Annotated in this window: 11 protein-coding genes; 2 read left to right on the top strand and 9 right to left on the bottom strand. The window is 70.6% G+C overall.

Features of this window, described 5'->3' with window-relative positions:
• Positions 1-50: 50 nt before the first annotated feature.
• The 5 genes from AB0G04_RS25180 to AB0G04_RS25160 all read right to left on the bottom strand — a co-directional run bounded on the left by AB0G04_RS25180 (position 51) and on the right by AB0G04_RS25160 (position 9,649).
• Positions 51-3,980 (bottom strand): ThuA domain-containing protein, encoded by a 3,930-nt coding sequence (locus tag AB0G04_RS25180; protein WP_360987287.1) that lies wholly within the window; start codon positions 3,978-3,980, stop codon positions 51-53.
• Positions 3,980-5,005, bottom strand: a complete 1,026-nt coding sequence (locus AB0G04_RS25175) for a multicopper oxidase domain-containing protein (RefSeq protein WP_360987285.1) — start codon at positions 5,003-5,005, stop codon at positions 3,980-3,982. The genes AB0G04_RS25180 and AB0G04_RS25175 overlap by 1 nt, the downstream gene beginning before the upstream one ends.
• Positions 5,006-5,434: 429 nt before the next feature.
• Positions 5,435-6,754 (bottom strand): extracellular solute-binding protein, encoded by a 1,320-nt coding sequence (locus tag AB0G04_RS25170; RefSeq protein ID WP_360987283.1) that lies wholly within the window; start codon positions 6,752-6,754, stop codon positions 5,435-5,437.
• Positions 6,754-9,255, bottom strand: coding sequence for a VWA domain-containing protein (locus AB0G04_RS25165; protein ID WP_360987281.1), 2,502 nt, complete (start codon positions 9,253-9,255; stop codon positions 6,754-6,756). Before AB0G04_RS25165 ends, AB0G04_RS25170 begins: the two co-directional genes overlap by 1 nt.
• Before the next feature lies 1 nt (position 9,256).
• Positions 9,257-9,649 (bottom strand): hypothetical protein, encoded by a 393-nt coding sequence (locus tag AB0G04_RS25160; RefSeq protein WP_360987279.1) that lies wholly within the window; start codon positions 9,647-9,649, stop codon positions 9,257-9,259.
• A 177-nt stretch (positions 9,650-9,826) separates the two neighbouring features.
• On the opposite strand from AB0G04_RS25160, the gene AB0G04_RS25155 reads away from it, so the two are divergent.
• Positions 9,827-10,288: a DUF427 domain-containing protein gene (locus AB0G04_RS25155; protein ID WP_360987277.1), complete on the top strand. Its 462-nt coding sequence runs from the start codon at positions 9,827-9,829 to the stop codon at positions 10,286-10,288.
• An 87-nt stretch (positions 10,289-10,375) separates the two neighbouring features.
• Here the strand turns inward: AB0G04_RS25155 and AB0G04_RS25150 are convergent, their stop codons facing one another.
• Positions 10,376-11,476, bottom strand: coding sequence for a hypothetical protein (locus tag AB0G04_RS25150; RefSeq protein ID WP_360987275.1), 1,101 nt, complete (start codon positions 11,474-11,476; stop codon positions 10,376-10,378).
• Positions 11,477-11,915: 439 nt separating this feature from the next.
• On the opposite strand from AB0G04_RS25150, the gene AB0G04_RS25145 reads away from it, so the two are divergent.
• Positions 11,916-12,086: an excalibur calcium-binding domain-containing protein gene (locus AB0G04_RS25145; protein WP_360987273.1), complete on the top strand. Its 171-nt coding sequence runs from the start codon at positions 11,916-11,918 to the stop codon at positions 12,084-12,086.
• Positions 12,087-12,176: 90 nt separating this feature from the next.
• Here the strand turns inward: AB0G04_RS25145 and AB0G04_RS25140 are convergent, their stop codons facing one another.
• The 3 genes from AB0G04_RS25140 to AB0G04_RS25130 form a co-directional block, all read right to left on the bottom strand.
• Positions 12,177-13,295, bottom strand: a complete 1,119-nt coding sequence (locus AB0G04_RS25140) for a winged helix DNA-binding domain-containing protein (protein WP_360987271.1) — start codon at positions 13,293-13,295, stop codon at positions 12,177-12,179.
• Positions 13,295-13,654 carry a hypothetical protein gene (locus tag AB0G04_RS25135; RefSeq protein WP_360987269.1) on the bottom strand — a complete coding sequence of 120 codons (360 nt, stop codon included), beginning with the start codon at positions 13,652-13,654 and terminating at the stop codon, positions 13,295-13,297. Before AB0G04_RS25135 ends, AB0G04_RS25140 begins: the two co-directional genes overlap by 1 nt.
• 140 nt (positions 13,655-13,794) lie before the next feature.
• A partial coding sequence (locus tag AB0G04_RS25130; RefSeq protein ID WP_360987267.1) for a hypothetical protein occupies positions 13,795-14,683 on the bottom strand: 889 nt, incomplete at its 5' end.

Genomic DNA, 14,683 nt, shown 5'->3' with positions numbered 1-14,683 from the left:
CCTTCCTGACTTCAGGGCCGGCCGAGGGTCACCCGACCGGCCCTTGCGGGCTAGAGCGAGCGGACCCGGATGTTGCGGAACTCCATCAGGTCGTTGTCGCCGTGGTTCTGGAGCCCGATGTGCCCGCGCAGGAACTGCCGCAGGTCGGTGGGCGGATCGCCGGCCCGTGAGGACTGCTTGCCGGGGGTGTTGTCGAACTCGTTGATGACCACGCCGTTGCGGATGATCGTGTAGTGCTGGCCGACGACCCGGACCTCGTAGTCGTTCCACTGGTTCTTCGGGGTGACCCGGGCGTCGTCAAGCGTCACCGGGTCGAAGTTGTAGATCGAGCCGGTCTTCTGCGGCTCACCGGTGTCGCCGTCGTAGAGCTGCACCTCGTGACCGCAGTAGATGGCCACCCAGGCCGCCGAGGTCCGCGCGTTGCCGACCGTGCCGCAGCTGCCGGCCGGGCGGTCGGCGAGCGGGGTCCGCGGGTCGGGGAACCGGGTGAACACGCCGCTGTTGGCCCTGGTGGTGCCCGGTGCGACGTCCTTGAACTGCAGCTTCAGCGAGAAGTCACCCAGTTCCTTCGTGTGCCACAGCATGCCCAGCCCGCCCGAGGGACGCAGCGAGCCGTCCGGCCGGATGGCGAACTGCCCGGACGGTGCCTGCTGCCAGCCGCGCAGCGAGGCGGCGGTGCCGTCGAACAGCGGCTCGTACCCGGTGTGACCCTGCCGCCCGATCGGTGCGGCGGCTGCGGCACGCGTAAGGGCTCCGGCCTGACGGTCGGTGAGATGAGCGCGTGCGATGCCCGTGACGTGCCGCACGAAACTGTCGTGGTCCGGCCACGTGCTCTCGTCGTCAATCAGATCATTGACGGTGCAGCCTCCGCCGGCCTCCTTGTTCGGCACGGAGGTGTCGGTGCCGGCGAGCCAGATGGTGGCCCGTTTGTCCGGCACGTCACACCCGACCTGCACGGGGACCTGCGTGGTGACCGTTTCACCGTCGGCGTAGGTGACGGTGTGCCGCGCGTTGTAGGTGCCGGGCTTCGCGTAGACATGCTGCGGATCAGCGAGAGTGGAATTGGTGCCGTCGCCGAACTCCCAGCGGTGGCTGACCCCGCCCGAGCGCGACCCGGTGAAGGCGTACGTCAGCGGCTTGTTCTGCACCGCGACCGAGGTCGCCTGCGGAGCCGGGGTCGGTGCCCCGCCGGTGTAGACCACCCGCAGCAGCTTCTGCGCCGGGTGCAGGCTGAAGAACCCGCCGCCGTAGTCGAGCAGGTACAGCGCACCGTCCGGGCCGAACTTGGCGTCCATCCAGCTCATCAGCCGGTTGTCGGCGTTGCCGCCGGGCAGGATGGCGCGCAGCGTCTCACCGAACAGCGGCGGCTTCTGCTCCGGCACCCCGGCCGGGTCGACGGTGATCGCCACCCGGTTCGCGGCGTTCGACTGGTCGCCGATGAACCACTTGTCGTCCCAGTAGGCCGGCCACTTCACGGTGCTGGCCGGGTCGGCCAGGTCGTGGTGGTAGGTCGGGCCCGACATGATCGCCTGACCGCCGCCGCGCAGGTACGGCTGCGTGTAGACAGCGTCGGCGGCGTTGTAGGTGGGCAGGCCGCTGCCGTCGCCGCGGGCCGGGAAGACTGGGCCGCCACCGCCGGGCGCGTACCAGATCATGTTGTCGCGGGCCGGTGGGATGTCGACGAGGCCGGTGTTGCGCGGTGAGTTGTTCTTCAGGTTGCCGCAGTCGTACCAGCCGGTCAGCTGGGTGGCGTCGGTGCTGCTGCGGTCGCGGTACGGCTGCCGGTTGCCCATGCAGTACGGCCAGCCCTGGTTACCGGCGGACGTGATGATGGTGGCCGTCTCGTACTTGGCCGGGCCGAGTTCCGGGTTCGGGTTGGAGGCGTCGGGGCCGACCCAGCCGGCGGTCAGCCAGTCGGTCTCCGGGTCGATCTGCAGGCGCGCGATGTTGCGTACGCCCATCACGTAGATCTCCGGGCGGGTCTTCCCGGTGCCCGGCGGGAACAGGTTGCCCGGCGGGATCGTGTACGTGCCGTCCGCTTCCGGGTGGATACGGATGATCTTGCCAGCCAGGTCGTTGGTGTTGCCCGAGGTGCGCCGCGCGTCCTGGAACGAGATCCCGGCGTACTCCTGGGTCCAGTTGTTGCCGGAGTAGCCCTGCGAGCCCTCGGACGAGTTGTTGTCACCCGAGCCGATGTAGAGGTTGCCCTGCTTGTCGAAGGCCATGCCGCCGCCGGCGTGGCAGCAGCTGTGGATCTGCACCGGGAATTTCAGCAGGTCCTTGCGGGTGGCCCGGTCGATGCTCTGGGCGGTGTGGTCGTAGGTGAACCGGCTGACGGTCCTCTCGCCGACCCGCTTGGTCCGGTCGATCGAGTCGTGCGGCATCCAGTAGACGTAGAGCCAGCCGTTCTCGGCGAACTTCGGGTCCGGCACGATGCCGAGCAGGCCCTCCTCGTTCTTCACCAGCTCGGAGCCGCTGCCCCGGTTGCCCATCACCGGCAGCGTGGTCAGCAGTTTGACCTGCTTGGTACGCGGGTTCCAGGAGTGGATGGTGCCGCAGCCGAGGCCGACCTTCGGATCGTCCCAGCTGACGACCGGCCCACCCGGGCAGGCGGCCTTGCCGACGTAGAAGACCGTGCCGTCACCGGCGATGGTCAGCCCGTGCGGTTCGCCGATCTGGTCGAGCTGCCCGGTCTGGTTCGCCGCGGTCAGCCGCTCGGTGCGGTAGTTGGCGGCGATGGTCGCCTGACAGTCACCGCGCACGATCCCGGAGGTCCACTTCAGGGCGCCGGTCAGATGCTTGCGGAAATCCTGCTCGTCGTAGCTGCCCGCGGTGTGCCCCATGCCGGTGTAGAAGGACCGGCCGCCGTCGTAGTCACGGCACCAGGAGATCGGGTGGAACGGACCGTTGGCGCCGGTGCCGGGGTTGTAGTGCCGTTCCTCGACCTGGGCCAGGGTGTGCACGGTGCCGAGCGGGTTCGGGTCCCAGTTGTGCCAGCGGTCCGAGCGGGTGATCGTGCGCGGCAGGCCCGCGGTGGCCGGGTGCCTGGTGTCGAGCACGTTGATCACGGCCCGGTTCACGCCCGGCGGCGGGGGAGCGACGGCGTCGGCGGTGAACAGCCGCAGGTCGGCGAGCTGGATGAGCGGCTCCCCGCCGTTTGCGGTGATCTCCAGCCGGAAGAACCGGTGGTTCTGCGGCGCGGACAGCTCGAACCGCCGGGTCTGGAACCGGTCCGGGAAGCTCTGCCCGGTCCGCCGGTCGAGTTCGGTCCAGGTCTGCCCGTCGGCGGAGGCCTTCAGCGTCCAGTCCTTCGGGTCCCGGCCGGGGAAGTCGTTGGCCGAGGTCAGGGCGTAACCGGTGATGGGCTTCGCGGCGGCCAGTTCGTAGCTCACCCAGGCGGTTGCCGTGCGTACCAGCCACTTCGTATTGGCGTCGCCGTCGGCGAGCTTCTCCTTGGTCTCGTTCGGCGTGTTCTCGCCGCTCGCGGTGACCTTGCTGACCGGTTCCGCCGCCGGGATCGCACCGGCCGGGCGGGTTCCGATCAGGCCGGTGAACCAGGTCGAGTCCAGTTGCGCCTTCGCGGCGTCACCGATCCCGACAAAACCACCACCCCCTCTGATGTACGCCTGGAGCGCGCTCTCCTGGTCACGGCTGAGTGTGGTGCCGGTCGCGGACAGGAAGACCACGGCCCGGTGCCCGGCCAGCCCGGCGGCGGTGAACACGGCCGGGTCGGAACTCACCGTGGCGCTGAGTCCGGCCGCGCCGGCGAGTCCGTCGATGGTCGCGGCGGCCTTGGCGACCGGGTCGTCCTGCTCCGCGCTCGCGCCGTGGAAGACCAGCACCGACTCCGCTGGTGGCGCAGCACCGGAGCGTGACTGGGGCGCCGGTGACGCCACGGCGGGCGCCGATCCGGTGAGGACGGTGAGTACCGCGGCCGCGGCTGCCAGCGCTCGTCGTACCGGAAGATGGGTCGTTGTCATCAGCCGTGCCCCCCATGTGCGTCGTTGTTCTGCGACGTGGTGGTGTGCGCGTGGCCCTGGAACCGGTGGATGGCCTCCTGTGCGCCCGGCGGCATGCTGCCGTCGGCGTTGCGGACCAGGAAGATCCCGGCCATGCCACCGTCCGAGTGGTTCTGCACGTGGCAGTGGTACATCCAGGCGCCCGGCCCGACGCCCTCGCCGGCCAGCACCTGGAAGCCGAACGAGCTGCCCGGGTTGAGATCCTTGTTGTCGATCGTGGGGCTGGGGTCGCTGACGCTCTCCAGCATGCCGGTGCGGTTGTCGACCCAGCGGTGCGCGTGCAGGTGGAAGGTGTGGAACAGGTTGCCGTGCCCGATGGCGACCCACTCGACCCGCTGGCCCAGGTTCGCCTCGAACATCGGGGTGTTCGGCGCCGCCTTGTTGTTGATGGTCATGTCGTGGAAGACCACGGTGAACTGCTTGTCCGGCAGGATGTCGCCGCGCCGCCGCACGATGAGACCGCCGTACAGGCCCCTGGCCACGCCGCCGGTGCCGTGGTCGGTGCCCATCGCGTGGTCGTGGTAGTGCCAGTAGCCGGCGCTACCGGGCATGAACCGGCGTCCGGCGGCCGCGAACATCTCCCGCGAGCGCCACACGTACGTGCGGGTCTCGCCCGGGTCGTTGTAGGAGTCGTTGAACGGGCTGCCGTCGGACCCGGTGCTGTAGTCGACCCCGTGCGGGTGGATCGACAGCCGCTGTGTCGTGGTGTTGACCAGGGTGATCTCGAGGGTGTCGCCCTCGTACATCTCCAGCAGCGGGCCCGGCACGGTGGCCTTGCCGGGTTCCAGGCCGTAGCCGTACAGCCCGCCCGGCAGGGCTTCGGCGTAGATGGTGATCTTCTTGGTCGCCCCGGCGGAGGCCCGGGCGCTGCCGCCGGTCAGTGCTACACCCGCGCCGATCGTGGGCACGGCGAGTCCGGCGGTGCCGGCGACGATCAGGGAACGGCGGGAGAAGGCCGGCCGGGGCCTGTCGGCGGTGTCGTCCATACGTCTCCATTCGCTTGCAGACGGCAGCACGACATCACGGAGTGTCGCGGGAGGTTGTCCCGCTGGGCACGCCGTTCGACTGGGCAGCAGCCATCGGACCGCGATGGGATGATGTCGCGTTGTCGGCTCGGGAATCCGGAACTTTTGCCGGATGGCACCAAGCTATGCGTCACATCGACGAAAGTAAAGGTCCCTAAGCGATAACCCGGAGGCGTCTTCGCACTTCAGAGCCTTGCGGATGTTCGATCGGACGCGGCGATGTTTGTTTCGATGACGTTGCGTCGATCGACATCCGGCCCCATGCGTCATTCATTGGAATCGATTGCGTCCCGCGTTGCCTGCCACGTCGCCGCCATGGGAGCGATACCACGATGACTTACGGTGAGTAGTCGACAGGAGGGCTGTCACCGCCGAATGAACACCGGCCGGTTACCGGGGCGGCAGCCGGCCCTTCGAGGCGTCGAGAAGTCGCTTCTCCAGATTCGCCGGTACCTCTTTGCCGCCCTTGGCGCGGATCTCGGTCACGATCGTCCGGAGCTCCTCGCTGAACCGCGGGTAGTACGGCGTCTGCAGCCGCTGCCGGCTGTTCTCGATCGCCGCCCGGATCGTCGCGGCGTACGGATGAGCCGCCTGGATCTCCGGCCGGTCGTAGGTGGCGCCGGTGGCCGCCGCGAAACCGCCGACCTGCATGAGCAGCCGCTGCGAAGGCTCACCGGCCAGGAACTCGATCAGCTCGCGGGCGTCGTCGCCGCGGGCCGAGCCGGAGACCACGGCCAGGTTCTGGCCGCCGAGGACGGCCGGGCCGGGAAGCGGCGTCATCACGATGTCCGCGGCCGCGACCGAGGCCGTCTGGTCGCTGGTCTCCACCAGGGTCCGGTACGCCACCGGCCAGTTCCGCATGAAGGCGATCTTCTTGCGGAGGAACTGGTCGCTGGTTCCGCTCTCCCGGTACGTGGTCGATGCCGGGTCGATCACCCGGTCACCGGGACGGCCGTACAGGCGGTCCACCGCGGCCGACCACACCGCCGGGTCGACCGGCACCCCCAGCGGTCCCGCCTCCCCAGCTCTGGCTTCGCGCGGTTCCAGCGCCCAGAGGGCCTCCATGGCGTTGACGGTCAGACCCTCGTAGCCGTCCAGCTGGCCCGCGTACGCCGCCGCGAGCGGGCTGGAACCCGACGCCGGGCCCTGCTCGGCGACCTTCTCCCAGGAGAACGCCGTGGGGGTCGTCGCCGGAACCGGTACGAGAAGACTGCGGCGGGCGAAGAGCACCCCGGCGTCGCTGTTGAACGGCAGGCCCCACAGCTTGCCCCGGTAGTAGCAGCTGGCCCGCGGCTTCTCCAACAACTCGCCGAGCACCCGCGCCGGCGCCTCGCCCGCGGGCCACTCGGCGATGTGGCCGAACTCGGCGAACTCCGCGACCGCCGTCACGTCGAGATTGAGGATGTCCGCCTTGACCTCTTCCTCGGCCTTGGCGAAGCGCACCATGGCGCCGTGCTGCTCGTCGGCGCTGCCCGCGACCAGCTCGATCCTGGCCCGCTTGTCGGGGTGCAGCTGGTTCCAGAGGTCGATGAGGGCCTGCCGGGCGCCGCCCTCGCCGTCCTCGACCCCGCTCACGATCACCAGATCGGCCGGTGTGCCCCGCCACCACCTCAGCGCCGCCGGAACCGTGGCGACGAGCAGTACGCCGATGGTGAGGCCGGCCGCCAGTGGCAGCAGCCAGGCGGGCGGACGCCAGGCGCCGATTCTCATCACGTCGCTTCCTTCTGCCAGAGCCGTTCGATCTGTTCGGTGACCTTGACGTCGACCTGCGCGGACGGCACACCGACGCAGTCACCGTGGCGCTTCGTCAGGGCGGCCAGCCTGGCGTCCGGGCACCCCGACATCCCCACGTTGACGATGACGACCCGGACGGAGTCGTCCTCGAGCTGAGGCAGTGGATGCTTGACGGTGTTCTCGCCGTCGGTCAGCACCACCAGGATGCGGTGCCGGTCGCCCGACGGCGTCCCACCCCTCTGGGCCCGCAGCCTGCGAACGCCGTGATCCACGGCCTGGTACAGCGGCGTGCCCCCGGCCGGCGGGTAACCGCGGGCCCGCCCGGTGGCCTCGGAGGCCTGGCCGGCGATCTCGGTGATGCCGCCCTTGATCGCTGTCGAGAAGACGAACAGGCCGAAGTCGTCGCGCGGGCCCATCGTGGCCACCGAGGCCGCGATTCCGTCGAGCGCGGCGTCGAACCGGGACCGGCCGCCGCTGCGTGCCGTCATCGACCCGGAGCCGTCGACCGCGACCAGGACGGTGGCCGGCTGCTTGGCTTCCTTGTACGCCGTGGCCGCCCGTTCCAGATCCGCGGTGCCGGTCCGGTGCTCCAGGTCGATGAACCAGTCCGTCCGAGCCCCGCTTTTCTTGATCAACCCGGCGTCCGGGCCGACGGTACGCGGGCGCAGGCCCTGATCGGCGAGAGCCCGGTCGCCGGCCGAGGAACGCAGCCAGGCGGTGAAGGTGTCGGCCGTACGCCGGATCCGATCGCTCTGCTCGCGAGCCCAGACCGGTTGCACCATCGGATAGTCCAGCCAGCGGGTGTCCGGCGGGTACAGGAAGTTCCACGGGGCCAGCCCGGCGTCGCCGCATCGGCTCGAGTTGTGCCGGACGAGTTGCCACTCCGCGACGATCAGGCCGGTACGGCCCGGCCGGCACAGCAACCCGGCGATGTCGGGCGTGCCGATGCCCTGCCCGGCGTCCACCGCGGCGGTGTCCAGAAGCCGTTGCACCCTGCTGTGCTCAGAGGCCGACTTGGCGTCGTCCGGGTACAGCGACACGTTGACCAGCCGGCCGACCGCCGTGGTGTCCGGATCCGGCCGGACGACGCCGGTGATGACCGGGCCGCGGTCCTGATCGGCGACAACCTTGCCCCAAGCCAGGCTGATCCGGGTTAAGGGGGAGCCGCCGGCGACGCCCGGCTCGGCCAGCACGATAGGGGACTCGGCCAGCGCCCATCGTTCGGGATCGCCCGGGATCCGTACCTCGGCCCCGTCGGTCTCGGCCACTGCGGCCTGGACCGCCGCCATGTCGACGCCGAGGTCGGCGACCCACACGTCCGGCGGCAGGCCGACCCGCCGCAACAGCAGCCGGTCCTCGTCGGAGGCGTCCGGCGGGGTGCGCCAGGACAGGACGAACGCCCGCGCGGCGTCGTCGCGGGACGCGCCGGCGACGGTGACGCGGACCCGCTGGCAGTCGCCGCCGCCGCGGGTGGCGTACTCGTAGGCGTCGGTGATGCCGGTGAACATCTCGACCGTGTCCAGCGGCACCAGCATCCGGATCGCGGTCGGGGCGGCGCACGGCACCGGGACCGGCGAGCCGGCCGCCGACGCGCTCACCGCGCCGGTGACCAGGGCCAGGCCGAGTCCACCGCCGACCGCCCGGCGCCAGCTCCGCAGAGCCGGGTAGGTGTCGGTCCACCGCGTCCGGCGGACGTCGCCGGCGACTTCCGGAACGTCGGCAGGGGGCGGCAGCAGCGCCCGGTTACGGAACAGCGCCGCCTCGCCCGCGAGGTTGCCGGTGTGCTGCTGAGGCCAGGGGAGCCGGCGGTGTCGCATCTCGTCGTTGACCGCGGTGTAGAGCGCCCGCATCGTCAGCAGTTCCGGCGTGCCGGGCACCCCGGCGTCGATGAACTCGAGCAGCCGGCCGGTGAAGGCGGTGAACGTCTCACCCTCCGGAGCCAGCGAGGGCTTGTTGCCGGCGCTGGAGGTGAGCACGTACAGCCCGTCGATGTCGAGCTGGGCGGTGGCCCGCGCGACCATCCCGTCCTCGGACATGTGCAGATCCCGGATCGCGCGACCGCTGTAGCAGCAGTCCAGGACGACGATCTTGCTGCGGGCGCCGCTTCCCAGGACCAGCCGGGCGAACTCGGCGAACCGCACACTCGTCCACGGGTCCTCCTCGTGGGCGAACCGCACGCCCAGGTGGAGGTCGCTGTCCTCGTCAAGCAAACCGTGCCCGGCGAAGTACACGAAAAGCACGTCGCGGGCCTCTCGTGCGGCCCTTTTCAGCGGTTTCAGAACGTCGTCGGGATTTTCCGGATCGACGATGACGGCACAGTCCCGCTGGCGGAATCCGGAAAGTTCAGAATCGGTCAGCCGGGCCCACAGGGCGGTGACATTGTTGGCCACCGCCGGCAGATCGGGCAGGCGCCCGCTGTCATACGTCGCCGTGCCGATGAGCACGGCGCGCGACTCCTCGAAGTTTGGTAGCCGCATGTCACGGTGCCTCGCCCAGCTCACTGCGGAGACGGCGCGCGACGCCCTCCGGATCCCGCAGCGCGGGGCCGTCCATCTCGATCTCGCGCTCACCCACCTTCACCCGGATCCGGGTGCGCCGGGCGGAGGCCCGGGCGGTGACCCAGCCGCCCACCGCTCCGATCAGCGCCCCGAGTACGCCGGGGTCCGCGATCGTCGCCATCAGCGCCTCGGCGATGCCACCCGACATCTCGTCCGGCCGGGAATCCGGGGCGACGAAGTCCACCTCGGCGCCGACGAGCTCGTCATCGCTGCGCAGCCATTTACGCAGCTCGTTGACGGAGTGACCGGATTCGTCGCCATCAATGATGATCTTCACACGGATCTCGCCACCGGAATCACGGCTGATTGGCATCCCGATACCGTAACCGAGCGGAGCAATCGCCACCGGCCAGTGGTCGGCCCGGTTGCATTCCTGACGATCAAAAGCGGTCGGCAATGCGAATCGCGGCGACGTATTCTCCGTGCCGCCGTCACGCCGAGCCGTGACCGTCCGCACCGCCCCGCCAGTTCGTGCGGGCAGACTGGAGGGATGGAGTCGGTCTGGGACTACCCGCGTCCGCCGTGGTTGGAGCGCACCCCGGCGCGGGTGACGATCGTGCACGCCGGGCGGATCATCGTCGACAGCAATCGTTGCCGGCGGGTGCTGGAGACCTCGCACCCGCCGGTCTACTACATCCCCCGCGACGACATCGCCGCCGATGTGCTGGAACTCGGTGAAGGCCGTTCGTACTGCGAGTTCAAAGGTGTCGCCACCTACTGGGACCTCGTCGCCGGGGACGTCCGGGTGCCACGGGCCGGCTGGTCCTACGAACATCCGTCAGCCGCGTACACGGACATCACCGGAGCGGTCGCGTTCTACCCGAGCCGCGTCGACGAATGCCGGGTCGACGGCGAAACGGTCCAGCCACAGGAGGGCGACTTCTACGGTGGCTGGATCACCCCCGGCATCACCGGCCCGTTCAAAGGGCCGCCCGGAACGATGGGCTGGTGAGATCGGCGCGGAGCTCAGCTGGGGGCCGGGACGGATACGACAGGACCGCTGCCGCCCGCGCTGTGCGGTGACCCGTCCCGGCCTCGCTCATCGGGCTTCGGCCACCCAGCGCGCCGGCCGCGGGGGGAAGACGAGATCATCGATCATCCCGACCACACGACCGCTGCCGTCGATGCCGGTGAGCGACAGGCCCATCACGGTGTTGTAGCCCTCCGAGAACACGACACGGTTGTCGCGCCAGCGGAAGACACGATTCTGAGCCGGGTCCCCGGAGGTGGCCCAGCCGGCCACGTCACCACGCTCGTTGATCTGGGTGGCGTAGGTGTACTGACCCGGTACGGCCAGGTCGACGACCTTGCCGCCGCGCCACAGGACGGCCTTGGACCCGATGTTGCCGACCACGTCGCCGGCGTTGTTCACATCCCATGCAAGGCCGGCCTCGGCCGGGTGACCGGCAGTCAGGTCCCGCATCCGCCCGTCCTGCCAGGAGAAGGCGTGCAGAACCTCGGAGCCCGCCACGGTGCTGTAGCCGACGACCTGACCGCGGTCGTTGATCGCCCGCGGGGTGAGCGCGTTGCCACCCAGGAGGGGCTTGAGGATCGTCATCCGGCCGGCGCGCCAGACGAACCCCTGCTGGACCGACCAGCTCGCATTGGTCAGATACCCCAGCACCTCACCGCGATTGTTGACGCTGAGCGGGTGACCACGCATTCCGGCCGGCGGGCCGAAGGTGGTGAACCGCCCGTCCTGCCACAGGAACATCCGATCCACCCCGGACGAGTCGGGGTCGATCGTGCCGGTGACCTGGCGCCGGTCGTTGATGTCCACGGCCCGCATCTGCCGGGACGGGCCGGCCAGGGTCCGGAGCTGGCCGTTGCTCCACAGCCAGTTGTCACCCACCACGTCGCCGAGCTCGTTGACGGCGGTCGGGTATCCACGGTCGACACCGATGCGTACCGGGGCACCGTCGCGCGGCCACACCACCGGCTGTGTGTTGACGTTCTCGTCGTTGAGGGTGCCGACGACGTCGCCGCGCTCGTTGGAGTCGTTGAGGTAACCGCCGCGGCCCCAGTCATCGAGGTATGCCGTGCTCAGGCCGGGATCCGTCGGTGCGGCCGCCGCCGGGACGGCCGGGGAGAGAAGTAATACGGTCGTGGCCGCTACCGTCCATAGTCGGGAAGACATCATGGTGAGCGCCTCCAGGTTTCACGTCCCCGGCGACGGTGGCGCCGCACGGGTGACAGCGGATCGGCGCCGAGCCGTCTCAGCGGGTCTGTGGCGCCTGCCTGCATCGTCGTCCTTTGATGTGGCTGCGGCACATCCCGGATACGTGCCGACTGTCCTCGGGCGGAATCCCTCGTGCCACCGTCCTGTCAGTCCGTCCGAACATCCACTTCGCCGGATCGAACAGTGGCCGACCGGCCACCGGATCCTTCTCCGGTGATCTCGATGCCGACCGGGCCGCGTCGTCGCGGGAGACGGCGCCCGCAGCCGCCGGCATCGGCGCGACGGTCAGCCGTGCCGCCACCGGGAAGCCCGCCCGTTCCGCCTCGCCGGGCGCGACGCGCAGCAAGCCGGCCCCCAGCAGGGCCACTACCGCCCCCCGCGGACCAGGAAGCCGGCCCCGGTGCGGACCACGAGCAGACCGAAGCCCACGACGAAGAGTCCCAAGGCCGTGTACTACGAGAACTGCGCTGCCGTACGCGCCGCGGGCGCCGCCCCGATCCGCCGCGGCGATCCCGGCTACGCCCGGCATCTCGACCGGGACGGCGACGGCCAAGGCTGTGGCGACGACTGAGGCCGGGCGGCGCAGAGCCTTCCGTCTCGTTGCCGTCCGGATCGAGGGCCGGATGAAGGTGGTGGCGGAATGTATGGGCCTGGTCGACGGTCAGACCGTTGTCACGGTCAGGCCGGGGCGGCAGCCGATGATCGCTGCGACGTGCGCGGCCTCGGCGGCCAGGTCGTCGCCGGGGACGGGGCCCGCCTCGGCGAACAACTGGACGGTGATGCCGCTGTCGGTCTGCTCCCAGGTGCCGGCGACACGGCCGGCGGCGACCACGACCGGGGAGATCCAGCCGGCCGCCTTGCTGATCAGCGGACGGCGTTCCGGATCGATGATGTGCTCCTCCCTCGTTCCGGGGCCGAGCACGAACTGGTCGAAGGCCGGGAGCAGCCGGACGCCCGGCACCGGTTCGGCGGCGGCGATGTCGTCCAGGTCGGCCGTGCGGGCGTACGCGGACCGGCCGTCGACCTCCACCTCGGTGAGGACACCGGAGCGGGTCAGGCCGGTGAACCACTTGCGCAGCGAGGCCTTCTTCGACATGCCGCGGATCAGCCACTGGTCGAACGACTCCGTCGTGGCCGGGCCGAAGGCGCCCAGGTATGCGGGGATGACGCGGACGGCGGCCTCGTCGGGTTCGGGCAGGCCCGTCCAGCCGTCGATCCAGGTGCCGGGGCTGGTGAACGTGACCCGGTTGCGGTCGCTCGGGCCGTGGCACAGGTAGCCCTGCCAGGCCAGCGGCTTGAGCACGGTGCCCCAGCCAGAGCCGAGCGGTCCGGTAAGCGCGTCGTCCCCCGTGCGCTCCAGGATTTCCGCGGTCAGTTGCTCGCGCGTCAGGGTCCGGCCGGGCAGGATCTCGCGGATGGCTTCGGCGATCGCGGTCATCTGCGCGGTGGTGGCGAACGTCTTCTGCCAGGAGGGCTTCTCCCACGTGCGGGGTGCGGCCATCAGGCTGAGGTACGCGGGCGCGTCCTCGGCGGTCAGCAGGTGCAGCGTGCCCCGCATCGCCCACACCTTGATCAGGCTGCGGCGCTCGAGAGCCGGGTCCGTGCCGCTGTCGCCGGGTGCCGGACGGCGTACGGCGACGGCCAGTTCCGCGGCGGAGGCAACCTGGGCCTGCACACCGCAGAGACGTTCCACGATCGTCTCGGCCGGGGTTTCCGCCGGCCGGTCGAGGAACTGCCGCCGCATCCGCCACGACAGGACCTGTCCGAGGGAGAACCGCATCAGGACTGCGGCGGGGGTGGCGGGTACGGCGGCTCCGACTGCGGCGGGGGCGGCGGCGGATACTGACCGTACGGCGGGTACGTGCCCGGCGGGGGCTGCTGCCCGGGTGGTGGCTGGTAACCGGGCGGAGGCTGATAGCCCGGCGGCGGCTGCTGCTGATAGCCCGGCGGTGGGTAGGGCGCCTGGCCGAAGTTGCGCGCCGCGGACCGGCTGCGTGCCGACCGCACCGCCATCACGATCGCCGTCACGATGCCGCCGATGACGACGAAGCAGCAGAAGAGCCTGCCTGCCAGGTAGCCCAGGCTGTACGACACGTCGCCGCCGGACTCCACGGCCACGACGGCGGTCTGCCAGTTCACTCCGATGCCTCCCCCGCTCGTGCCGGCGGGGACGAGCCGCGCCGGACCTGAGCAGACTATCCAACAGCGAGCGTCGGCCCGGACCGGTCCACCGGCCGGAGCCGGAACGGGTGCTGAGGGGACGGCTCGGGTAGCGGCCGTCAGGTCGTGAAGACGGTGAAGGCCACCTGGTGCAGCGTGCCGCCGGCGCGGAACTGCAGGAACATCCGCTTGTCGCCGCGTTCGGCGAACGCGGCGTGGAAGGAGAGCACGCCGTCGGCCGGTGCGGCGCCGGTGGCTCCGGCCGGGATCGGGTGCAGGTGCTGGAGGCCTTGGGTGCGCACCTCGAAGTTGGACAGGTGGGCGTACGCGCCGAGGTACGGTTCCAGCACTGCCGGCCGGCCGTCGCGCAGCACCTGGAACTGCAGCGCCGTCTGCGTACCGGAGGCCAGGTCGACGGCACCGCCGAGGCGGCGCACGGTGTACGCGCCGGAGCGGGCCTCCGCCTCGGGGGCGGGTACCGGAACCATGGTGGTGTCGCCGGCGATGACGAACGGCACCCCGAGCACGGTCGGTTCGGCGCCCATCGGGCCTTCCGGGCGGCCGTGCGGTACGAACTCGATGTACACCCGGTAGGCACCGCCGTCGGTGATGGTGACCGGTGCGGTCCAGGCGCCGTCGACGACCTCGGGGTGCAGGTGCTGATAGCCGGACAGGTCGTCGCGCAGCACGTACATGTGCATGGGCTTGGTGTGGACCTCCCGGAAGCCGGTGGCCGGGCCGTCCGGACCGGTGACCCGCAGGGAGACGGTGCCGGGACCGCGGCCGGTGGGCAGCGCCAGCGGCTCCACCCGGAACCCGTCGTAGGCGTCGGCGAGCCCGTCGCTGTGGTACGCCACGGGGGAGGGGACCGGCGCCGGCGCCGCGGCCGGGGCGGGCCCGCGGCTGTCGAGGAACAGGTACGCGGCCCCGATGAAACCGGCCAGCCACCCGGCTGTACGACCCGGGCGAGTTCCGCGAACGCGCGGGCTCTGGCGTCCGGCGCCAGGT

It is taken from the genome of Actinoplanes sp. NPDC023801, assembly GCF_040639655.1.
GTDB lineage: Bacteria > Actinomycetota > Actinomycetes > Mycobacteriales > Micromonosporaceae > Actinoplanes.
The sequence above is the reverse complement of the archived record's forward strand: the minus strand, read 5'-3'. Positions and strand labels throughout refer to the sequence as shown.

Bases quoted from the DNA above. Each gene is read 5' to 3' on its own strand.
- AB0G04_RS25180 (WP_360987287.1), bottom strand. From the start codon at position 3,980: ATGACAACGACCCATCTTCCGGTACGACGAGCGCTGGCAGCCGCGGCC.
- AB0G04_RS25175 (WP_360987285.1), bottom strand. From the start codon at position 5,005: ATGGACGACACCGCCGACAGGCCCCGGCCGGCCTTCTCCCGCCGTTCC.
- AB0G04_RS25170 (WP_360987283.1), bottom strand. From the start codon at position 6,754: ATGAGAATCGGCGCCTGGCGTCCGCCCGCCTGGCTGCTGCCACTGGCG.
- AB0G04_RS25165 (WP_360987281.1), bottom strand. From the start codon at position 9,255: ATGCGGCTACCAAACTTCGAGGAGTCGCGCGCCGTGCTCATCGGCACG.
- AB0G04_RS25160 (WP_360987279.1), bottom strand. From the start codon at position 9,649: ATGCCAATCAGCCGTGATTCCGGTGGCGAGATCCGTGTGAAGATCATC.
- AB0G04_RS25155 (WP_360987277.1), top strand. From the start codon at position 9,827: ATGGAGTCGGTCTGGGACTACCCGCGTCCGCCGTGGTTGGAGCGCACC.
- AB0G04_RS25150 (WP_360987275.1), bottom strand. From the start codon at position 11,476: ATGATGTCTTCCCGACTATGGACGGTAGCGGCCACGACCGTATTACTT.
- AB0G04_RS25140 (WP_360987271.1), bottom strand. From the start codon at position 13,295: ATGCGGTTCTCCCTCGGACAGGTCCTGTCGTGGCGGATGCGGCGGCAG.